Here is a 19,549-nt window from a genome sequence, read left to right as displayed (position 1 = left end):
TTCGCGCACATAAAATACTGTGCTCAAATGTTATAGTTATAAATGCAACTCAATGTGAGCGCGAAAATCACTAATTCATTTTATAAGCGCACAAACGTCTCAACCGACGATCACGAGTGAGGGGAATACAACGATGTCCACCGCAGACACGACGAAGAATTCCGAACCCCAGTGTGTCCACGTCATCGGCCTCGGCCGCACGGGCGCCGTCTACGTCGAGGCGCTGTTTCGAACCGGCGAGGCCGAGGACAATCTCACGCAAGACGGAACGACACTGGCTGGCCTCCTGATCGATATCGGCGACGACGATATCCAGGTGGCCAACGACTATGCACGTTCGTTCGATGCCCGTCTCAAGTCGCGGGGAATCCCGGCGGAAAAGTGCCACTACGAGTCATTGGTGCTCGACATCCCGGACCAAGCGACCTTCGGGCCGAAGATCAACGCCGTGCTTCCCCTCTACACGACTGCCGGCGGAGAGGGCTTGCTGTCGCCCCTGCCAAAGGCGCTCCAGCTGCCGAAGCCGGGCGAGCACACCCCCCGCGCCATCGCCAAGGCCATCGCTGCCTTCGGCCTTTATCTTGATGACAAGCCGATCGCCGGCGCATTGCAGCGCTTCGCGGATCAGGTCAAGCGCGCCAGGCATCCGTCCACGGTACTCATCGCGTTTGGCCTCGCCGGCGGAACCGGCAGCGGGATGGCATTCGACATCGCCCGGGAACTCGGGAAGCTGGGGCTGGGCGAGACCGTCCGGCTGGTCGGCCTCGCCCAGTTGAGCCACAGCGGCGACGGCGTCTATCAGAACAGCTTGGCGCAGACGATGGCGATCGAGGACATCGATCGGACAATGTCCGGGGCAGCGGAGAAGAGCGCCTTCCCCGGCGGCTGCTTCATCGTATCCACCGAGCACAGCTGGCAACGCCTGACCGCCTATACAAAAACCGGGCAGAAGGAGATCCGCCAGCACTTCAAGCAGTTGGTCACCAATCGCTTTGTCGCGGACTCCGTCATGCGCTGGGCGGTTTCAGACAATGGCGCTCACCTGGCACGGGTCCTGGCGAAGGCCGGCGGCAAAACCATCATGTTCAACGTCGCGAAATTCAGCCATCCCGGGGTTCAGGTGCTGCCTGGCCAGGCGCGGTCCACGTGGGATGCCATGCTGCAGCAATGGATCAGCTTCGTGCCGAATTATGCAGGGCTCGCCGATGGCTACAAGACGGACTACGTGGAGGCGCACATCTATACGTCGCGGAACATGCGCAACGGCATGATGATGGACGAGCTCGGCAAATTGCTGAAGGGCCTCTACCTGAAGGCAGGCGACGACAATTATCACGCGTTCACACGCGAGTTCTTCGATGAACTGACATCCTATGCGAACATCATCCTCCCTTCCGTCAAGAAGAGCGATTTGACGGCATACGGCGCTGACCCTGTGCCGGGACCTGCGGATGCCAATGCAAAGGCGCTCGAGCAGGCCTGATCCCCGCCGGCAAGGCGGTTGCTGGTCTGCTGCGGACGGGTCATCGGACCAAAGCGTGCGTGCACGTTTCGGTCCGATGTAAACGGAAGGAAGTACGGCTTACGGCGCGCTTGTAACGAGCCGCCGGAAGCGGTGTGCGGCATCGTCCAACAGCAGGTTGCAGATGACTGTCGTCCCACGCTTCGGCAACAGCTGCACCAGCCTGCCGAAGCGCTTCGATGCACGGATGGAGCTCAATCCGGTCACTGCGCGGAAGCTGGTCCGGATCAACGCACACCTGCCAGGGATCGAGCGCTATCGCGACGCAACCGCCGCGCACGCGCGCGGCTGCGCGACATGCTGTGGCACCTGATCTGATCCTTCCCTCCCCCTGGACGACAAGCGGGACAACCGCACCGATGCGACGGTTGAGGGGCCACGGCGTGGCGCTTCAGGTTATGATCGCAACCTCAGGTAAAGCTGCGGCAACCGCTGGGGAAGCTCGTCCGGGGAAGAGATCGCGAGCGACCATTTGCGCCCGAATATCCGTTCAGCGGCCGATTCCGCGCCGGAGTCCAGGGTCACGCAGAAGACATCCATGCCATCCCGCTTCAGGTCCCGAACGGCAGTGCGGGCGTCCTCTACGAGATATTGCCGGTCGTCCACGTCGATATCGGAGGGCTCGCCATCGGTCACGATGAGGAGAAGGCGCCGGTAGGTGCCCTGCCCCCGCAGATAATGGCCGCCATGCCGGATCACCGGCCCGAGACGTGTTGAAAAATCGCCCGCGAGCCCCGCAAGCCGCCCCATGCAGCGCTCATCGAACGGCTGGCCAAAATCCTTGATCCGGCAGTAGCGAACATCGTCCCGTGTATTCGAGCAGAAGGCGGCCACCGCGAATGGATCGCCCAGGCTCTCCATGGCCCGCGCCATGACGGATACGGCAAGGCGCTCCACGTCGATCACCCGCGCCGCCCCGTCCCGGGTCGTGTCGGCCGTCGAACGCGACACGTCGATCAGCAGCAGCACGGAAATATCCCGCGAACGACGCTCATAACGACCATAGATCCGCGTGTCCGGCATCTCGCCGACACGACGCGAAACCATCGCGGCGATGCTCGCGTCCACATCGAGATACTCGCCGTCCGGCTGCCGCTTCACCCGCTCCTGGCGGCTGATGCGCGCGGACCGCATGAGCGCCGAGAGGCGCTCCACCAGATCGGAGCGCGTGTCCCTCAAGACGGCGGTGGCGGCGGCAGTCCCCATTGCAGGGGCAACCTCCCGAACCGTACACCACGCAGGCCGAAAATGACCACTCAGATAATCGTATTCCGGATAGCGGGCCGACACGATCCCTTCGTCGTCGCAGCCCTGGCGGAGCTTTCCCGCCGAATGGCCGGCATCCGGATCGGTTTCGCTCCGGCCGCCGTCGCCGTCCTGCCGGGTTACCACGGCCCCTTCAAACACCGCATCCATCTCCAGCGGGGGCAGATCTTCCTGCGGATCGAAGTGCCAGAGGCCGAGATTGTCATCCCGATAGGCGGGCTGAACGACATAGGCCCTGGCATCGAACTGAAGGCGCATCTGGCCGATATCGTTGCCGAGGAGCCCGCCGATCCTGCGGCTCAGTTGCGGGTCGGTGATGTCGCTCGCGGCCTCCGTATCGAACAGGCGCCGGCCTTTCTCCACCCAGCCGTGCGGATCGACATAGTCACTGTCGAACAGCGCACGGGACAGGCGTGCCATCAGCGCGATCGCAACGGGCGCGCCTTCCGGCCGCGCCATGTGAAAGCGCCCCCAGAGACGGCGCAGCCCGGGCATGGCGGCCATCGCGAGGCGCTCGACGCGCGCGTCTTCGATCAGCGAGGTCAAGGCGATCTGCAGAGGCTTGAGCCCGAAGGACGGAAAGGTGGTGCGGGAGAAGCGATGGTGCGCGCCGATATGGGCGAGCGCCGCTCGGTAGAGCGCCGTCTGATCGTCCGCGCTGAATCCCGCGAACGCGCTCGGCAGACGAATGCCTCCACCACCGAAGCCTGGCCGGCGCCGCAAATGCTCGGGGGCATCGGCAGGCACCTCCACCAGCGGCGGATGGATGGCCCAAAGGGCCGTGAGATAGGCCTGCAGCGCGGCGCGGCGATCCGCGAAGGCTTCCACGCCCCCATCGCCCAGCAGCCTCAACGCCTCCGCGCTGGCGAGCGAGAAGAAAGCCCGGCCCCGCTCATTGTCCGATCGCCCGATGCTGAGGCCCATGCGAACGAAGGCGATGAAGGCCTGGATATCCAGGACGCCCAGAAGCCGCCCCGTCCGCTCCAGCAGGAGGGGCACATACCGGGGCGCCTGCTTGGCAAGCGCGTCCACCGTCTCCAGCCACCTTGCGAAATGCTCCGGCTTCGCAAGACGCTCCGACGCCTCCACCGCCGCTGGCGGCAGAAGCGCAGCGGCTCTCTTGCCGCTTCGGATGGCCACATAAGAGACCGATCGGCCGAGATCGACGGCCGCTCCCGGACCGATATTGCGCCACAGCGCCGGTCCCGCAGCCGTGTAGGCATCATAGACGTTTGCGCCGTAGCCGGCCTGTTCGATGCGCCGGAGCGCGGCGCGCCACCGCCCCTGCCAGTCCATCGGACCGCTCGCATCTTCCTTGCGTCTCGCAATCAAGGTCATCGCGCACCTTGTCAGAGGCAAGCATCGATCGCCCCGGCAAGAGCATCGCGCATGTCGGGATCATCGGTGATGGGAACCACCATGGCGAACTGGCAGGCTCGGTCAGGCGGCACGCCTTTCGCGATCAGCCGGCCGGCATTGATCAGCACGCGGGTGGAGGCGCCCTCTTCGAGCCCCTTTCCGCGCAGATTGCGCGACCGCTCCGCGATGCGCACCAGCTTGTCCGCCATTCCCCGCTCGATACCCGCCTCGCGGCTGACGATCTCGGCCTCGATCGCCGGATCAGGATAGGCAAAGGCGATGGCGCCGAACCGCTGCTTCGTCGACTCCTTCAGATCCTTCAGAACGCTCTGGTATCCAGGATTGTAGGAGATCACCACGTGGAAGTCGGGGTGGGCGGCCACGACCTCGTTCTTCTTCTCGAGCGGCAGGATACGGCGATCATCGGTCAGCGAGTGGATCACGACGGTCGTGTCCTGCCGCGCCTCGACGATCTCGTCGAGATAGCAGATCGCGCCATGGCGCACGGCCAGTGTCAGCGGCCCATCATGCCAGACCGTGCCTTCCGCATCCAGAAGATAGCGCCCGACCAGGTCGGAGGCCGTCATGTCTTCGTGGCAGGAGACGGTGATGAGCGGCCGGCCGAGGCGCCACGCCATGTGTTCCACGAAACGTGTCTTGCCGCATCCGGTCGGCCCCTTCAGCATGACCGGCGTCCGACTGTCATAAGCCGCACGGAACAGCTCCACCTCGTGGCCCACATCCCGGTAATAGGGTTCCTCGGCGATACGGTAGGCGTCCATCATCGACACATGTGCCCCCTTCCGCTGACCAGCCATGTCCTACCTGTCGTATCGACCGGCGTGCCGTCAGCCTCCAGCGCCTTCACGCTGGAGGCCTCTCGTCGGAGCGTCAGCGATGCGATGGACTGTTCGGAATCCCTTCGATCGGACATTCCTCCGTGCCGATGGTGGTGCGGGTCATCGCCTCGACCATCTCGCGAGTGCCCTCGGGATCGCTCACCCACTTGGCATAGAAATTATAGGGGCACGCCGCGGTACCCTTGTCACCGTCACCCGAATTGATCATTCCGGTGTAGCCGCGGTGGAGCAACTTGAAGAGATGGTTCTGGGACTGGCCGTTGCGCCGCGCATCCCGGATCGCCGACACGGAAAGCTGAGCGTACTGGATCCCATATTCCTCGGTTCCGCATTCACCGAGCGTGCGGCCATCAAAGCCGACGATCGCGGAATGGCCGAAATAGGAATAAACGCCATCGAAACCGGCCGCGTTGGCCACCGCGACATAGACGTTGTTGGCCCAGGCCATGGATTTGGAAATCTGCACCTGCTGTTCCTTGGCCGGATACATGTATCCCTGACAGCGGACGATGAGTTCGGCGCCACGCATGGCACAATCGCGCCAGATCTCCGGATAGTTGCCGTCATCACAGATGATGAGGCTGACCTTCATGCCCTTGGGACCCTCGGACACATAGGTGCAGTCTCCGGGATACCAGCCCTCAATGGGAACCCAGGGCATGATCTTGCGATACTTCTGCACAATCTCACCCTTGTTGTTCATGAGGATGAGCGTGTTGTAGGGCGCCTTGTTGGGATGCTCCTCGTGGCGCTCGCCCGTCAGCGAAAAGACGCCCCAGACATTGGCCTTCTTGCAGGCTTCCGCGAAGATCGCCGTCTCCTCGCCCGGAACCTGCGAGGCAGTCTCATACATCTCCTTGGAATCATACATGATTCCATGGGTGGAGTATTCCGGGAAAATCACAAGGTCCATGCCGGGCAGACCAACCTTCATGCCCTCGATCATGGTCGCGATGTTACGCGCGTTTTCGAGAACCTCCTCCTTGGTATGCAACCGCGGCATCTTGTAATTGACGACAGCGACACCAACAGTGTCGTTGCTGCTGGTGATGTCTCCGTGGAACATGACGGATCTCCTTAGTTCTCGCGTTACGATCTGAGGCGGGAGAAGAGGCAACGTCGCTTGAGAACGTTGGCACCATGCGGAAGAGATCTTCGCCGCGGCCGCAGACACCGGACCACGGACTCTCGACAGCCTTGGTGACTTTTCTGGCTGACATGGGATAGACCGCAGCGCGCGCACACATCCGACGGAAGACCGCCCTTCCCGGCGCAACGCAGCCGAAACGTCCCTGAGGTCCGCGACCAGACACATGGAGAGCGATGCCGATCGCGCTGACCGCGCGACAAACGGCAAAGAACACCCCATCGCATGGCCGCAACTCTTCAAGACAAGGATCTGGAGTGGTCACATTCGTCATCCAACAACAAAAAAGGCCCTGGTCCGCCCGGTCGGACGGATCATGTCAGGGCCTTGTTGCCACGTGAGATTGTGAGATCGGCACGCACGCCGAAAAGTACCGCCGTGTTGCGGCACACAAAAAGAGCCCGCCTCCCGCCACCGCAAGAGAACAGGCCCTACATCATTTTCACTACGGCGCTATTGCCGAATACGACGTAATTCTATTAGCCGAGCAGCTCATACGAGTCAATCACGGTCGACGCCACTGCGCCAATCGTAACGCGCTTCTCCATGGCTCGCGTACGGAGGAAGCTGTAGGCTTCCTCATCCGTTAGGTTTTTCGTCCGGACCAACAGGGATTTCGCTCGCTCGACGAGCCGTGTCGTGCGCAGGCTGTCGTCCAGCTTGTCGATACGCCCCCGCAAACGACGCTCATATTGGAAACTCTCCCGCGAAAGCATCAGCACCGTCTGAATCGCGCGGGAGGTTGCAGGAAAGTGGAGCACACCATGACCTGCACAATTGTGAATCAACTTCAAGTCTAACGGTTGCTTGCCATCATCGACGACGACCAACGCCGAAGAGGGCTCTCCCGGCACCCACGGGATCCGCTGCGGCAGATCCTCCGAAAGCAGGCAAAAAATCACGTCATGCTGCAGGGGCAGTTGCGCAGGCACCGGCCAGATGTGTCGAACAACCGCCCTTAGCCGCTGAAGCTCGCGAATGAGAAACTCGCCGTTGTCGTCGCGCTCCACGATCACGGCGACGTTGAGCTCGCTCGAGCGCGCACCCGGCCGACGCTGGTCCCCGGAGGGGACTCGGCCGGCGAGCCGGTTCACGCCTGAACCCAAGTCCGAACGTTGCTCAAGCTGCCGCCCCTCGGCCGCCGGCTCTTTGCTCGACGTCTCGCCGGTGCCCCCCGCACTGCTCATTTCGCGCTCTCCACGCTGCTCATTTCTCGTCTTGCCCCCATCAACCATGGCTTACGAGGTAAGGATCGGCCTTAACATTGGATGGCGACTGATAAACGATGTCGAATTGGCCCTGCCGATTGACCCTGCCGATGCGCGCCCAAACATCGGCATGCCCCCACAAGGGATTGATCGATACGGCCCCCTGCGGCGCATCGAACTCGGCGCCCATGACCGAATTGCGCAGGAGTGAGGTTTCCAAAGAATTGGTCCGTTCCAACGCTCGGGCAAAAAGGTTCACCTGAAAATAGGATGCCTCCAGGCACATATTCGTGGGTTCGTCTTCACCATATCGCTCACGGTATCGGCTCACGAACCGGCTGTTCCCTTCCGTCTGCACGCCCTGAAAGTAAGATGCCGCAGTGTAGTGACCTTCTCCCACGTCGAACCCCATGGCGCGAATTTCGGCTTCGGTTGTCGTCAAGCTCGCAATGGGAAGGCACTTCGGATTAAGACCGAAATCATGATAGGTCTGATATAGGAAGGTCGTTGACTCACCGACGACCGTCGAGAAGATGACGTCAGGCTGCACTTCCCTGATATCGCGCAAGACTGGCGCGAATTCGCTCCGCTCCGCCTCCAGCTTGAGATACCGCTCACCGACGACTGTCCCACCATTGCCCTGAATGAGCTCACGCATGACCCGATTGGACTCGCGTGGATAAACGTAATCCGAACCGACAAAATAAAAACGCGTACCAAACTGCTCCATCAACATTTTACATAGCTGGACTGAATTCTGGTTTGGCGTCGCTCCTGTGTATAATACGTTCGGTGAAAACTCGAACCCTTCGTATAAGGTCGGGTACCATAAGAGCCCATTGAGACGCTCGACCACAGGAAGCACCGCCTTGCGGCTCGCCGAGGTGTAGCAACCGAATATTGTATAGACGCCATTCTCCACCATGAGACGCTTCGCATACTGCCCGTACGACCGCACGTCGGAACCCGGATCGTAGATGATCGGAACGATCGGCCGGCCATTGATGCCGCCGGCATCGTTGATTTCCTCTATGGCAATCAAGGTGCCACGAAGCTGTGTTTCCTCAATGACCGACATGAAGCCAGTCCTCGAAAAGAGGACCCCGACATGCCAGGGCTCGGATGTCGCTGCGCCGCCGCGAGAAGATCCGTTTGCGCTGCCGTGCATATTCAACCCCTGCATTTGCATGGCGCCTTCCACTTTTCACCGGATCCTTCCGATTGACAAAAGCAACGCCCACTCGTTGCCACGAAAATGGAAGAAAATAGGGGTTACCCAGCAGAAGACATCGGGTTTATGGCTCGCTCAGCCGGTCGCGGAAAAGCTAGAAGAGCCGCGCCAGCCCTGTCAACTCTATGTTTAGGTGACTGCATTTCACCACATACCGGCAACCATGAATTGCCGTCCCCAACGTAACACCTCTTACCAACAACCGGTCCTCATCTGCGGCCTCACGGCAACACACTGGAGTTGCACCACTCGACCAACCCTTACCTGAGGGCGATCTTGAAGCAGCGCTTGACAGGCTGGAAAAGCCATGCAAATTTTTTGCCAGCAATACAGCTACCCAAAATTTTCGGCATCAACGCCCCACTGCTCTCGTCCTTCCTGGGCCGGGCCGCGTGGGGCGTTTTGCGTTTTTCAACCCCCTTGTCCAGAACCCCCTTGTCCAGGAGGATGACCATGTCCACACTCTTGCAGCATCAGGCCAAATTCTCGGGATCCATTGCCACCCCCGCTCCGATCCCGCTGCGTGAGGTGATGCCATGGGCCCTCTTCGGCGGCCTCATGATGCTGCTCGCCATCTACTTCGTCGGGGTCGAGGAAGGGGCCCTCTCCGTCTTCGCGGGCTCCTATGTCCACGAATACGTCCATGATGCCCGCCACCTGCTCGGTTTCCCCTGCCACTGAGGAGCCCAAACATGGCCGGAAAGCTCTTGTTCAAGGGAATGCTGGCCGGATTGATCGCCAGCGTTGCCATCGGCTTGCCGAGATCCCTTGGCGCAGCCACGCTCAGGCGTTCCATGGCGAGCGAGGCGCACGGAGGCGGCGCCGCACCCGCCGTCGCAAAAGCCTGACGACCCAGAGCCGGAATCAGCTCGGGAGCTGATGCCAGGCTGAGAGCGGCCAAGTCTTCGGCGAGAGCGGGCGGGGCACGATGTTGCGAATGCGGGACGCTCTGCAGACGGAAAGAGCGGTCGTTTTGAGGCAAAAAACCAGCACGTCGCGCCGTTCAAGGGCGTGCCATCCGAGGCGCAAGACGATGAAGAGATTTTTGCCGGACCGCACATCAAGGCGCAGCTCAGCCGCCGCACCAACCCGCCCCTGGTCTGCGCTCCCTCTCGGCATCCTGCTGCTTGTGGCCGCGACTGCAGCCGAGGCACACCGATCTGGCGCAGAAATGAACAGTGCCGAGGCGCGCGGGCTCGAGATCTCGGCAATCGCTCACTCCGACATGGCGTTCGTGGCCCCTTACTATGGCGCCATCATCGCCTTAGCTGAACGCCAGACCCGCACCGACGAGCGGTTCCGCCGGCTGCTCAACTACACCAGAATTCAGAAGACATACTGCTTGTGGGGGCTCGTTCCGGGAGCCATCACGAATGAGGAAAGCAGCTTCAATCGATGCTCCCATGCCTATCTGGCTGGCACTTGGGCCCTCCTTGAGCATTTGGCGACCAAGCCGGAGGCTCATGCGCAGGCTGCCCGGATCGTCGCCTCCATCGAGAATGACCGATCAGCGGCCTTGGCGTTTGTCCTCTGCCAGAGCAGCGCGGAGACATTCCATACGGGTGAATTTATCGCGCCGGTTCAACCGACAGTCGCGGCGGGTTGGCTTGTGTCGATTGGTCTGGCAGGCGGAATGACGGCCGCTTTTGGACGGCGGGCGGTCAGTAAAGCTCGAAACAGAAGCCGATCCTGAAGCGGAAACGGATCAGAGCGATGAACAGCGCTGCCACATTCCATTTGCCAGAGCACACGCCCGGTCCCAGCTTCGCCTGGCTTGTCGGGGCTATAGCCGATCCGGAATGCGCCCTTAGCCTGGGGGCGTTTGGCGCCGTGGGGCAGTTTCCGGGCGAGCCCCGCACATTCGTCGACGTCCGGGACGGCTGGGTGGAAGCGGCGACCGCGACGGCTCGAATTGCACTCAAGATGTGTGACGGATTTCAGCTGATTGCCTTCGAAATGATCAGCTCGGATCCGGAAAGCTGGAATCATGGCGTCGCGCTTTGCCTGCCGGAGCAGCAGGCACGAATGTCCCAGCGACCGTACGTCACGGCCATGGGACCCGATGCGGATGCTCTCGATGCGTCCGAACGGGATCTGTGTTGCTACGATCTTGGTTTGGAAACACCCTATGCCGACGTATGTGTCCGCCCCCACGCGAGTGACATCGGGCACAAATTATGCGCCGTGGCGGGCCAGTCGATCGAGCCCGCCGAATGTGCCGAACGATTTCACGCGGACACATGGATATTCCAGACGGCTTTGGGACGCATCGAAACGTGCCATCCGGAACGGCGACACCTCATTCCAAATCTGCTGTCGGGCTCCGCAACACACGCCAATATCGCGCCCATCCCTCCCGGGCTTGTTCCGGTTGGCTACGTGTTCCCGCCACGGCCCCGCCATCCCCATGCAACGAACGCAATCGACCGCCACGCGGCGTTTCAAAGTCTGATCGATCGCTATGGCGACCAGCCTCTTGCCCGGTTCAAACGACAGGTCGAGCATATGCTTGATTTGTCGCTGCCACCGAATGCGTTGAGCAACCTATTCGGCCACCGGCGCGCGCCGACACGCGCCGAGCTGTCCTGCATTCGAGTCGCCCTGAGGCAGCGTCGCTGGCGCAGGCAAGAAAGCGACCGCCCCGATTGGGAGCGCGCCTTCGACAGGCCGCTTTCTCGAATGCTGTCCCTGAGCTCAATTTCCACGGAAGGATAGGACGATGCCGCCCGCAAAATCGGCGAACAGCCGCATTCCCGCCACCGTCGTCACGGGCTTTCTTGGTTCCGGCAAGACAACCCTCATCAATCACATCCTGCACGAGGAGCACGGCAAGAAGATCGCCGTGATCGTCAATGAATTCGGCCAGATCAGCATCGACGGCCAGCTGGTCGTGCAGGATGACCAGGCCGAGCTGGTGGAGTTCAACAACGGCTGTCTGTGCTGCACTGTGCGCGGCGATCTGATCGACACGCTGCAGCGGCTTCGCGAGCGGGCAGACGATCTGACCGGCATCCTGATCGAAACGACGGGCCTCGCTGATCCCGCCCCCGTCGCCTCCACCTTCTTCGTCGCCGACGAAGTGAAGAGTAGTATCCAGCTCGACGCCTTCGTGACCCTGGTGGATGCCGTCAACATCGATGCAAATCTCGATCAGAGCAACGAGGCGGTTGAGCAGGTCGCCTTCAGCGATATCGTCCTGATCAACAAAATCGACCTGGTGGATGCCGAACGACTGAAGGCGGTCGAAGCCCGCATCCGCGCCCTCAATCCGCTGGCCCGCATCCACCACACCCAGGATAGCCGGATCGACCTCGACAAGGTCATTGGCGTCGGCGCGTTCGATCTCGTGCAGAAACTGGAAGTGGATCCAGCGTTTCTCGACGATCATGAGCATGAGCACGACGACGCGGTCGCCTCGTTCGTTCTGGAAGAGAGCCGGCCCATCGATCTGAACCGCTTTTCGATCTGGTTGAACACCATTGCACAGGCCCGTGGACAAGATCTCTACCGCACCAAGGGCATTTTTCATGCGCGCGGGTTTCCCCAACGCATCGTTTTTCAGAGCGTGCGCATGCTGACAACCATGCGTCAGGACCGGCCGTGGACCGATGATGAGACGCCCATGTCACAGTTTGTCGTCATCGGCCGAAACCTCGACCGCGCCGAATTCGTGGAGGGGTTCAGGCAATGCGTGGCCAGCTAGGATCGGGCCAATGAGCGAAGAGCATGTTGACCCAGAGGCATGTCGCCCTCCGCCTGCGAGCGATGAGCCGGTGTATCGCATTCACGTCTTCTGCTGCACCAACGCGCGACCGCCGACCCACTGGCGGGGCTCCTGCGGCGGAAAAGGGAGTCGCGAACTTTGCGATTACATGTGCCGCCTCGCCATGGCGCTCGGCCTGGGGCGCATCCGCATCAACCACGCAGGCTGCATGAACGTCTGCAGCCATGGTCCCGTCCTGGTCATTTATCCGGAAGCTGCATGGTACAGGTTCGAAAATGAGAATGACGTCGCCGAAATCCTGCGCTCGCACATCATCGGCGGCAGACGCGTGGAAAGGCTCGTCCTCTCGATCGATCCCGACACCATCCACGGGTAGTGACATGCCGGCCATCGACCCCAACAGCTTGAGCACGACCACAAGCCGAGCGCCACGATCTTGTTGCCCTGCCATGCCTATCGTCTCGCGAGCGTCGTCTTCAGACCACGTTTGTTGATTTCCATTGAGATTGACGTGCCCCCATTTTCCTGCCGGTCATAAGTTAGGCCCGGCTGGGTTTTGGTCCTCATGGGACCGACTCGCGAACATCGACGGCGATAGGCCGCCGAGGCTCGTATGGGGTCTGACGGTGTTGTACCCAGCCTCGATGATCCGCCGCGCCTCGACAAGCGAGGAAAAGGCGTGCTCGTTGAGACACTCATCCCGCAGGCGGTCGTTGAAGCTTTCCACGAAGGCGTTCTGGATCGGCTTGCCCGGTGCGATGTCGTGCCATTCGATGGCGGTCTCCTCGCAGAAGCCGAGGATCGCCCGGCTGACCAGCTCCGTGCCATTGTCGGAGACGATCATGCAAGGCCGGCCGCGGCGGGCGATGACCTCGTCGAGCTCACGCGCCACGCGGGCGCCGGAGAGCGAGGTGTCCACCATCGCCGCCGGGGCGAAGATGGGCGGCGCCTCGCCTGCATTGCCGAAGTCCACGGCCCCGGCATTGAGCGCTTCGAGCAGTTGGGGACCGGCCGGGGCCTCGGCCCACTTCACGGTGTAGCCGAGGGGCTGCGTTTGGTGTGGGTCTATGGATTTCTCGGATCTGGGCCTCGGCCCACTTCACGGTGTAGCCGAGGGGCTGCAGGCCTCCTCCAGCAGGCCTCGCCTCTTCAAGAGGATGAGGGTGCCGTACTTCTGGTAGCCGATACGCACCACCTTGTCCTACGCCGAAACCGGCGCGGCGGAGAGGATGAGGCTGCCGGCCAGCGCGGCAGCAGCGAGGGCGAAGCGGCGGCGATTGATGCCGGAGGCGCGACCTGAAGACATGGGAGAAGTCCTTTGATTCAACGCCGGATCAGAGGGCAAGGCGGCGATAGTCGCCGGCCCAGTAAAGCAGCGGCTCCGCATTCTCGGTGATGCGGGAGGCCACCACCCGGCCGATGACGATGACGTGGGAGTGGCGCTCGATGGCATCCTCCAGCTCGCAGTCAAAGGTGGCGAGGGCGTCTGCGAGCACCGGCGCGCCGGTGGAAAGGCGGGTCCAGTCTGCGCCCTCATAGCGCGCCTGTCCCTTGAGCCCGTCCTTGCCCGCGAAGCGGCCCGCCACCTCCTCGTGCTGGGGGCGCAGAACATTGATGGCGAAGGCGCGGTACTTCAGCAGCGGCGCCAGGGAAGAGGCGGTGCGGTTCACACAGATGAGCAGGGTTGGCGGCTCCACCGACACCGAACTGACCGAGGTGGCGGTAAGCCCGGTGCGCTCCTCGCCTGCGCCGACGGTGAGCACGCTCACCGCTCCTGCAAGCTTGCGCATGGCGGAGCGGAAAGCGAGGGAGGCAGGCGGCAGCGCTGTGGTGGCGGGAGCAACGGCGGCTGAATGAGCATTCATCTGAGGGCCATCGGTGGGCCGCGGCGGCCGAGCCCGGTTGGGACGGCGACGCGGCGGGTGGTCGAAAGCCTCCGCAATGGCGCGGAGGCGTTAGTTCGGGAAAAAGGATAGACAGCGCCATTTCATATAGTCAATAATATCTAGATATTTTATTGAATTTAAATCGACGCCGTCCTCCTGGCGTCGATCTGTGAAGCCGGAGCCCACCCATGTCCGAGACTGTCGCAGATCCGCCCGGCCCGCAGCCGAGCACGCCAATGTCCCGTGGCTCCTCCCTACCCATGGCGGTGGCCGTCATCTGGGCACCTCCCACAGGGCGCGGGAGGTGATGCGCAACAGGTGTTCGCGCGCATGGATTCGGACGGCCAACGGTGGATGAGCGCGCTGCATGGCGGTCGCCGCGACAGGTTGGAAGTGGCCCCCAACCTGTAGGCCGGCGTCAGCCTGGTGCGCGGCGGCGCGGGCACGGCGCTGGTGGGTGATCCGCAAACGGTCGCCGCGCGCATGAAGGAATACATGGCCATCAGCATCGATACGTTCGCACTCTCCGGCTATCCCCACCTGGAGGAAGCCTACCGCTTCGGCGAAAGTGCCCTGCTGCTGCTGCCGCGCGCCGCCGGAACCGGCGCTCCGGGGGTGGTGACCAACCATCGCGGGCCGCTCGGCGAGATCATCGGCAATGTCATCGTCCCTGAGGAACGCCGCGCCTCGGCGCCCTGAGCGGAACCCAAGAGGAGCACCACGCCATGTTGCCGGGGGGCGGGTCGCGCCGGTCCGTCACTGTCGTTGGCGGCGGCTTCAGCGGGACGTTGTTCGCCTCGTGGCGACCACCTTGCCGTACCGCTTCCTCCACTCGTAGAGTGAGTACTTTCTGACCCCCAGCCGCGCCGCCACCTCCGCAACCGGATAGCCCCGCTCGGTGATCTGAACGACCGCGTCGCGCTTGAAGTCCTCGGTGAAGTTCGCTTTGCTCATCGGGGCCTCCTTGCCTCAGAATTTAGGGAAGAAGGCGTCTAAGACTCTAGGGGCGGTTCAGCTGACGCATCGCTCACTCTCGCCGCGACGACAAATGCGCACCAGGTGACATCCTGCGTCCGAGAATGAGATCAGCCGCTCGCTCTCCCATCATTATAACCGCAGCGTTGATATTTCCGCCGATCATATCTGGCATGACCGAGGCATCGACCACGCGGAGGCTCTCCATCCCATGGACCCGCAGGTCGGAGCCGACCACAGCGAAAGAATCCGAAGAGGGCCCCATTTTGCATGTGCCGAGTGGATGGTGTGCCGTCAACGCAGTTCCGCGGATGTGCGCGTCGAGCTCATGATCCGAAGGCGCGATGCCCGGGCTCTTTTGTTGGCGGATATAGGGCATCAGACTCCGCTGCCGCCCAAGCTCCGCACTCAACCGCAGACCGGCCCGAAGGGTCTCCCAATCCCGCCTGTCGGCGAGAAAGTTCTGCAGTATGCGCGGCCGCGCGGTCGGGTCCTTGGACACAAGATCAATATGCCCCCGGCTGTGTGGGCGCAGAAGCACCGCCCGGCATGCAAAGCTATCGGGGAAGGACTTGCGGAACGGCTCCAGGTAGGGCCAGGCTGCCAATGGGGCCGCGCGAAATATCAACTGAACGTCTGGAAGAACCTGATCATGCCGACTTTTGACAAATCCCGTAAAACCGGCAGGAAGCTCGGTAGCGAAGCCTTTTCCTCTGAAATAGGTATTCAGAACGTCCTTTGCTATGCGGTCCACGCGCATGGCATGATGAAAAGGGCCGGGCGCCGCTCGATCATAATCGACCGCTACAGACAGATGGTCTTGCAGATTTCTCCCGACGCCGGGCAGCGCGGCTCTCACGGGAATATCGAGCGCCTTCAATAAGGCAGGATCACCAATGCCAGATAGCATCAATATCTGTGGCGTATTGATCGCTCCACCACAGATAATTACTTCTCTTTCGGCTTCCGCCTGACCCTTTCGACCCCTGTGCTGAAATTCAACCCCCGTTGCGCGGGTGCCTTCAAAGCTGATGTTTGTCGTCAACGCACCTGTGATGACCTGGAGGTTGTCGCGAGCCAAGGCCGGGCGCAAGTACGCGACTGCGGCACTGCACCTCCGTCCTGAACGGATTGTCGACTGCACATAGCCGAGCCCCTCCTGTGTCTTCCCATTGTAGTCGGGATTGGTCGGATACCCGATCTCACGACCGGCCTCGAAATAGGCCTCGATCAACGGATCCTGGTAACGCGTGACCATCGTATTCAGAGGGCCATCGCCACCGCGGTAGGTGTTGGCGCCGAACTCCCAGCTTTCCTGCTTCCGAAAATACGGGAGGACATGGGCATAATCCCATTCCGGCAAACCACTCGCCGCCCAACGCTCATAGTCATCGCGGTTTCCGCGACAATAGAGCATTGCATTTATTGACGACGATCCGCCGATGACCTTTCCACGCGCGCACTCAATCTCGCGGTTGTCCAGGCGGGTTTCGGGAGCGGTGAAATACATCCAGTCATGGCGGCGTTCGCCAAGGATCTTACCCCAGGCCAAAGGGATGTGGATGTAGGGATGCCAATCCCAGCCTCCGGCCTCAAGCAGTAAGACGCGATAGCTGCCGCTCTCGGTGAGACGGCTCGCCAGCGTACAACCCGCCGATCCCGCTCCAACGATGATGTAATCGTAGACCTTTGCTCGGCGTTCCATCATCCCGCCTCGTTGTATGTGCGGCGGCAAGGCACGAGCTTCGCCACACTGAGAATCGATGCAGCGCCTAAACGCCTCAGGTCAGGTCAGGATGGCCTTCGTTTCGAGATATTCTTCAAGGCCCTTGACCCCTTGTTCCCGTCCATTCCCCGAATGCTTGTATCCACCAAACGGTGCGTCGAGATCATTGACGACTGTATTTATATAGACGCGACCCGCGCGGATTTTTGCCGCGAGCCGCCGCGCCTTCGCCAAATCCTGACTCTGGATATAGGAGGCGAGGCCATATTCGGTGTCATTAGCCATACGCAGTGCGTCTTCTTCGCTCTTATAGGGAATGATAGGGAGCGCTGGGCCGAAAATCTCTTGTCGGGCGATGGTCATGTCGTTGGTCGCTGCGCCGAAGATCGTAGGGCGCACAAAGAACCCCCGATCCAGATGGTCCGGTCGGCCGAGCCCGCCGGTGACGATCTCGGCCCCCTCATCGATCCCCGCCTTGATGAGCGCCTGAACGCGTGTCCACTGAATTTCAGAGATCACCGGTCCAAGCTCGGTTTCCTGCGAGAACGGATCGCCGACATTCAGGCTCTCTGCACATGCTTTGGCAAACCCAAGCGCAGCGTCATACTGGCTCCGGTGCACAAACATGCGCGTCGGCGCCTGGCAGGACTGACCCGCATTGGAAAATGCTCGGCGCACCCCCATGTTGACCGCTTTCTCAAGGTCGACATCGGGCAGCAGGATATTCGGGGACTTACCGCCGAGCTCCTGGTGCACGCGCTTGACGGTATCAGCGGCTGACTTCGCGACAAGAATTCCCGCGCGCGTTGAGCCGGTGAACGACACCATATCAATATCAGGATGGGATGAGATCGCCTGGCCAACTACTGCCCCGACACCATTGACCAAGTTAAACACCCCTGGTGGCACCCCGGCGTCGTGGAGGGCCTGAGCCAGTAGCAGGGGGGATAGGGGTGCGAACTCACTGGGCTTAAGAACCACGGTGCAGCCGGCAGCCAAAGCATAAGCCAGTTTGGAAGCGATGAGCGCCAACGGCCAATTCCAGGCCGTGATCAAGCCGCACACGCCAATCGGCTCATAGGTAACACAATAGCGCTGGTAGGTGTGCTCGAATTCAAAGCCGGCGAGAGCCTTCGCCGCATGCTCGAAATGCGCGATTGCCGTAGCGACCTGAACGGAACGAGCGAATGAAATAGGTGCTCCCATTTCTGTCGTCACCGCATGCGCAAGGATGTCCTGCCGCTCCCGCAGGACACGGACAATCCGAGCAAGCAAATCCAGCCGCGCGGCCGGCGTCGTATTGGCATAGGAAGGAAAGGCTTGCGCAGCGGCAGCGACGGCGGCGGCCACATCCTGACCTGTGCCGACGCTGATGTCCGCGGTTTTCTCCCCGTTGGCAGGGTTGTAGATCGTGAAGATCTCTTGAGACGAGGGCAATACCCACCGTCCGCCGACGTAAAACCGGTTCGTCTCCAAGACGGGTCTCCATAGCGCGCGTACGCGTCCTAGGCGAGGGCTTGTCTAAGGTGGCGTGCAGCCGCGCGCCGGCATGGAAGCGGAGCAGTGCGCGCGGCTGTGATGGAATCTGCAACTAGCGCTTGGTGCGCTCGGTGGCCCGAACGAGCAACTCGTAGAGTGCAAGGTCTTGTGGCCGCGATTTGAGCTGCTCGCGCGCAAGAGGGGCGAGTTTCGCTGCCACCTGGGCGCGAAATTCCGGGGTGATCGGGACGATCTCTCCGCCACCTGCGACCCAGAGCTCGCGCGCGTCGTCGACGTCCTTCACCGAGAACTCGTAAACGTCAGTCGTCGCCTGCTTGCCCGCCTCAACAATCACCTTCTGAAGATCCGGAGGAAGGCCGTCGTACCAGTCTTTGCTGATCACCGCGATCGACGAGATGACGCCGTGGTTCGTCTCAGACAGGTATTTGGCCGCATCGTTGTAGCGCAAACCGGCCAAGACAGGCAGGCAGCTCATTACCGCGTCGAGGGTGCCCTGCTGCAGTGCAGGCAGAACTTCGCTGGGGGGCATCGGAATTGGAGTCGCGCCCAATGCGCGAATCTGCTCCAGCTGAAGCTGGGCCGGCAAAACGCGGATCTTCTTGCCGCCAAAATCATCGAGCGCCTTAATCGGCTTGGTCGATGCAAAAATTGAAGGACCTGAGATGAACAGACCAAGCCCCAGCAGACCGCGATCCTGACCGAGCGAAAGAAACGCTTTGTTGAACTCGGGGTCTTGAAGTGTGCGATTGGTATGCGCCAGATCGGTGAAGATGCCGGGTGCGCTCAGTACCTGAAACCGTGAATCGATCCCACCGAGAAATTCCGGTGGAGTGACGACACCTTGTATGGTGTTCATCTGCGTCTGCTCAATCATGCGGGGCGATGCGCCAAGCTGACTCGCTGGATAGACCTCGACGGAGATGCGTTGGCCGCTCTTCTCGGCAACCAACTCCGCAAATCGCTTCATCCAAGCGTGTTGTGAATCATTGATGGTCGCCGTGCCAAGCTTCATGACGATCGGCTTCTGCGCCAAGGCAGCGCCGCCGGTCGCCGATGCGACCAAGATAGCACCGGCACTGACAAGAAAATCCCGTCGATTCATTTTATGTTCCTCTGGTTTTATATAAGGAATTCGTTTTTATATT

At 61.3% G+C, this 19,549-nt stretch carries 18 protein-coding genes and 4 pseudogenes; 9 read left to right on the top strand and 13 right to left on the bottom strand.

From position 1 onward, the window contains the following. Positions 1 to 133: 133 nt before the first annotated feature. Both MEU52_RS15335 and MEU52_RS15330 read left to right on the top strand, forming a co-directional pair. Positions 134 to 1,483 (top strand): tubulin-like doman-containing protein, encoded by a 1,350-nt coding sequence (locus MEU52_RS15335; RefSeq protein ID WP_238122274.1) that lies wholly within the window; start codon positions 134 to 136, stop codon positions 1,481 to 1,483. 163 nt (positions 1,484 to 1,646) lie between these two features. Further along, positions 1,647 to 1,835 carry a hypothetical protein gene (locus MEU52_RS15330; RefSeq protein ID WP_238122275.1) on the top strand — a complete coding sequence of 63 codons (189 nt, stop codon included), beginning with the start codon at positions 1,647 to 1,649 and terminating at the stop codon, positions 1,833 to 1,835. A gap of 83 nt (positions 1,836 to 1,918) precedes the next feature. On the opposite strand, the gene MEU52_RS15325 is transcribed toward MEU52_RS15330, so the two are convergent. From MEU52_RS15325 to MEU52_RS15300, 6 genes are all read right to left on the bottom strand, one after another. Beyond that, complete coding sequence (locus MEU52_RS15325; protein ID WP_238122276.1) at positions 1,919 to 4,126, bottom strand: nitric oxide reductase activation protein NorD; 2,208 nt, start codon at positions 4,124 to 4,126, stop codon at positions 1,919 to 1,921. Positions 4,127 to 4,137: 11 nt separating this feature from the next. After that, on the bottom strand, positions 4,138 to 4,965 hold the full coding sequence (locus MEU52_RS15320; protein ID WP_273546265.1) for a CbbQ/NirQ/NorQ/GpvN family protein: 828 nt from the start codon (positions 4,963 to 4,965) through the stop codon (positions 4,138 to 4,140). A gap of 73 nt (positions 4,966 to 5,038) precedes the next feature. After that, on the bottom strand, positions 5,039 to 6,073 hold the full coding sequence (locus MEU52_RS15315) for an aliphatic amidase (RefSeq protein WP_238122277.1): 1,035 nt from the start codon (positions 6,071 to 6,073) through the stop codon (positions 5,039 to 5,041). 560 nt (positions 6,074 to 6,633) lie between these two features. Next, on the bottom strand, positions 6,634 to 7,341 hold the full coding sequence (locus MEU52_RS15310; protein ID WP_238122278.1) for an ANTAR domain-containing response regulator: 708 nt from the start codon (positions 7,339 to 7,341) through the stop codon (positions 6,634 to 6,636). 40 nt (positions 7,342 to 7,381) lie between these two features. Then, positions 7,382 to 8,530 carry a transporter substrate-binding domain-containing protein gene (locus MEU52_RS15305; RefSeq protein WP_273546285.1) on the bottom strand — a complete coding sequence of 383 codons (1,149 nt, stop codon included), beginning with the start codon at positions 8,528 to 8,530 and terminating at the stop codon, positions 7,382 to 7,384. 323 nt (positions 8,531 to 8,853) lie between these two features. Next, complete coding sequence (locus MEU52_RS15300) at positions 8,854 to 9,048, bottom strand: hypothetical protein (protein ID WP_238122280.1); 195 nt, start codon at positions 9,046 to 9,048, stop codon at positions 8,854 to 8,856. On the opposite strand from MEU52_RS15300, the gene MEU52_RS15295 reads away from it, so the two are divergent. The 6 genes from MEU52_RS15295 to MEU52_RS15270 all read left to right on the top strand — a co-directional run bounded on the left by MEU52_RS15295 (position 9,047) and on the right by MEU52_RS15270 (position 12,693). Continuing rightward, a complete protein-coding gene (locus MEU52_RS15295) occupies positions 9,047 to 9,274 on the top strand; it encodes a CbtB domain-containing protein (RefSeq protein WP_238122268.1) in 228 nt (75 codons plus the stop codon). The two genes, MEU52_RS15300 and MEU52_RS15295, sit on opposite strands and share 2 nt — an antisense overlap. A gap of 11 nt (positions 9,275 to 9,285) precedes the next feature. Then, positions 9,286 to 9,441: a hypothetical protein gene (locus MEU52_RS15290; protein WP_238122281.1), complete on the top strand. Its 156-nt coding sequence runs from the start codon at positions 9,286 to 9,288 to the stop codon at positions 9,439 to 9,441. Between the two features lie 323 nt (positions 9,442 to 9,764). Continuing rightward, positions 9,765 to 10,286, top strand: coding sequence for a hypothetical protein (locus MEU52_RS15285; RefSeq protein WP_238122282.1), 522 nt, complete (start codon positions 9,765 to 9,767; stop codon positions 10,284 to 10,286). Between the two features lie 20 nt (positions 10,287 to 10,306). After that, positions 10,307 to 11,308: a DUF6925 family protein gene (locus MEU52_RS15280; protein WP_238122283.1), complete on the top strand. Its 1,002-nt coding sequence runs from the start codon at positions 10,307 to 10,309 to the stop codon at positions 11,306 to 11,308. 4 nt (positions 11,309 to 11,312) lie between these two features. Next, on the top strand, positions 11,313 to 12,296 hold the full coding sequence (locus tag MEU52_RS15275) for a CobW family GTP-binding protein (protein ID WP_238122284.1): 984 nt from the start codon (positions 11,313 to 11,315) through the stop codon (positions 12,294 to 12,296). A 10-nt stretch (positions 12,297 to 12,306) separates the two neighbouring features. After that, on the top strand, positions 12,307 to 12,693 hold the full coding sequence (locus MEU52_RS15270; RefSeq protein ID WP_238122285.1) for a (2Fe-2S) ferredoxin domain-containing protein: 387 nt from the start codon (positions 12,307 to 12,309) through the stop codon (positions 12,691 to 12,693). A gap of 156 nt (positions 12,694 to 12,849) precedes the next feature. Here MEU52_RS15270 and MEU52_RS15265 read toward each other — a convergent pair. From MEU52_RS15265 to MEU52_RS15255, 3 genes and pseudogenes are all read right to left on the bottom strand, one after another. Beyond that, a pseudogene (locus tag MEU52_RS15265) lies at positions 12,850 to 13,245 on the bottom strand (integrase core domain-containing protein); the annotation flags it as partial. Continuing rightward, positions 13,240 to 13,512: pseudogene (locus MEU52_RS15260) on the bottom strand (hypothetical protein); the annotation flags it as partial. The pseudogenes MEU52_RS15265 and MEU52_RS15260, both read right to left, overlap by 6 nt. A gap of 139 nt (positions 13,513 to 13,651) precedes the next feature. After that, positions 13,652 to 14,182, bottom strand: a complete 531-nt coding sequence (locus MEU52_RS15255) for a flavin reductase family protein (protein WP_238122286.1) — start codon at positions 14,180 to 14,182, stop codon at positions 13,652 to 13,654. Between the two features lie 330 nt (positions 14,183 to 14,512). Here MEU52_RS15255 and MEU52_RS15250 point away from each other — a divergent pair. Then, positions 14,513 to 14,902 (top strand): annotated as a pseudogene (locus MEU52_RS15250) (alkanesulfonate monooxygenase); the annotation flags it as partial. 93 nt (positions 14,903 to 14,995) lie between these two features. Here MEU52_RS15250 and MEU52_RS15245 read toward each other — a convergent pair. The 4 genes and pseudogenes from MEU52_RS15245 to MEU52_RS15230 form a co-directional block, all read right to left on the bottom strand. Further along, positions 14,996 to 15,157: pseudogene (locus tag MEU52_RS15245) on the bottom strand (transposase); the annotation flags it as partial. Positions 15,158 to 15,230: 73 nt separating this feature from the next. After that, positions 15,231 to 16,886, bottom strand: coding sequence for a GMC family oxidoreductase (locus MEU52_RS15240; RefSeq protein WP_337927135.1), 1,656 nt, complete (start codon positions 16,884 to 16,886; stop codon positions 15,231 to 15,233). A gap of 78 nt (positions 16,887 to 16,964) precedes the next feature. Then, positions 16,965 to 18,380, bottom strand: a complete 1,416-nt coding sequence (locus MEU52_RS15235) for an aldehyde dehydrogenase family protein (RefSeq protein WP_238122287.1) — start codon at positions 18,378 to 18,380, stop codon at positions 16,965 to 16,967. A gap of 115 nt (positions 18,381 to 18,495) precedes the next feature. Further along, complete coding sequence (locus MEU52_RS15230; RefSeq protein WP_238122288.1) at positions 18,496 to 19,506, bottom strand: TRAP transporter substrate-binding protein; 1,011 nt, start codon at positions 19,504 to 19,506, stop codon at positions 18,496 to 18,498. Positions 19,507 to 19,549 lie beyond the last annotated feature (43 nt).

The organism is Xanthobacter sp. NM-25 (genome assembly GCF_022138605.1).
Taxonomy (GTDB): Bacteria; Pseudomonadota; Alphaproteobacteria; order Rhizobiales; family Xanthobacteraceae; genus Xanthobacter.
Note: the sequence above shows the minus strand (reverse complement) of the source record. Positions and strands in the feature narration are given on the sequence as shown.

Excerpts from the sequence above, each read along its gene's own strand:
- MEU52_RS15315 (WP_238122277.1), bottom strand. The coding sequence starts at position 6,073 with ATGTTCCACGGAGACATCACCAGCAGCAACGACACTGTTGGTGTCGCT.
- MEU52_RS15290 (WP_238122281.1), top strand. The coding sequence starts at position 9,286 with ATGGCCGGAAAGCTCTTGTTCAAGGGAATGCTGGCCGGATTGATCGCC.
- MEU52_RS15335 (WP_238122274.1), top strand. The coding sequence starts at position 134 with ATGTCCACCGCAGACACGACGAAGAATTCCGAACCCCAGTGTGTCCAC.
- MEU52_RS15285 (WP_238122282.1), top strand. The coding sequence starts at position 9,765 with ATGAACAGTGCCGAGGCGCGCGGGCTCGAGATCTCGGCAATCGCTCAC.
- MEU52_RS15230 (WP_238122288.1), bottom strand. The coding sequence starts at position 19,506 with ATGAATCGACGGGATTTTCTTGTCAGTGCCGGTGCTATCTTGGTCGCA.
- MEU52_RS15325 (WP_238122276.1), bottom strand. The coding sequence starts at position 4,126 with ATGACCTTGATTGCGAGACGCAAGGAAGATGCGAGCGGTCCGATGGAC.
- MEU52_RS15320 (WP_273546265.1), bottom strand. The coding sequence starts at position 4,965 with ATGGCTGGTCAGCGGAAGGGGGCACATGTGTCGATGATGGACGCCTAC.
- MEU52_RS15330 (WP_238122275.1), top strand. The coding sequence starts at position 1,647 with ATGACTGTCGTCCCACGCTTCGGCAACAGCTGCACCAGCCTGCCGAAG.
- MEU52_RS15280 (WP_238122283.1), top strand. The coding sequence starts at position 10,307 with ATGAACAGCGCTGCCACATTCCATTTGCCAGAGCACACGCCCGGTCCC.
- MEU52_RS15240 (WP_337927135.1), bottom strand. The coding sequence starts at position 16,886 with ATGATGGAACGCCGAGCAAAGGTCTACGATTACATCATCGTTGGAGCG.
- MEU52_RS15305 (WP_273546285.1), bottom strand. The coding sequence starts at position 8,530 with ATGCACGGCAGCGCAAACGGATCTTCTCGCGGCGGCGCAGCGACATCC.
- MEU52_RS15295 (WP_238122268.1), top strand. The coding sequence starts at position 9,047 with ATGTCCACACTCTTGCAGCATCAGGCCAAATTCTCGGGATCCATTGCC.
- MEU52_RS15270 (WP_238122285.1), top strand. The coding sequence starts at position 12,307 with ATGAGCGAAGAGCATGTTGACCCAGAGGCATGTCGCCCTCCGCCTGCG.
- MEU52_RS15300 (WP_238122280.1), bottom strand. The coding sequence starts at position 9,048 with ATGGTCATCCTCCTGGACAAGGGGGTTCTGGACAAGGGGGTTGAAAAA.
- MEU52_RS15255 (WP_238122286.1), bottom strand. The coding sequence starts at position 14,182 with ATGAATGCTCATTCAGCCGCCGTTGCTCCCGCCACCACAGCGCTGCCG.
- MEU52_RS15310 (WP_238122278.1), bottom strand. The coding sequence starts at position 7,341 with ATGAGCAGTGCGGGGGGCACCGGCGAGACGTCGAGCAAAGAGCCGGCG.
- MEU52_RS15275 (WP_238122284.1), top strand. The coding sequence starts at position 11,313 with ATGCCGCCCGCAAAATCGGCGAACAGCCGCATTCCCGCCACCGTCGTC.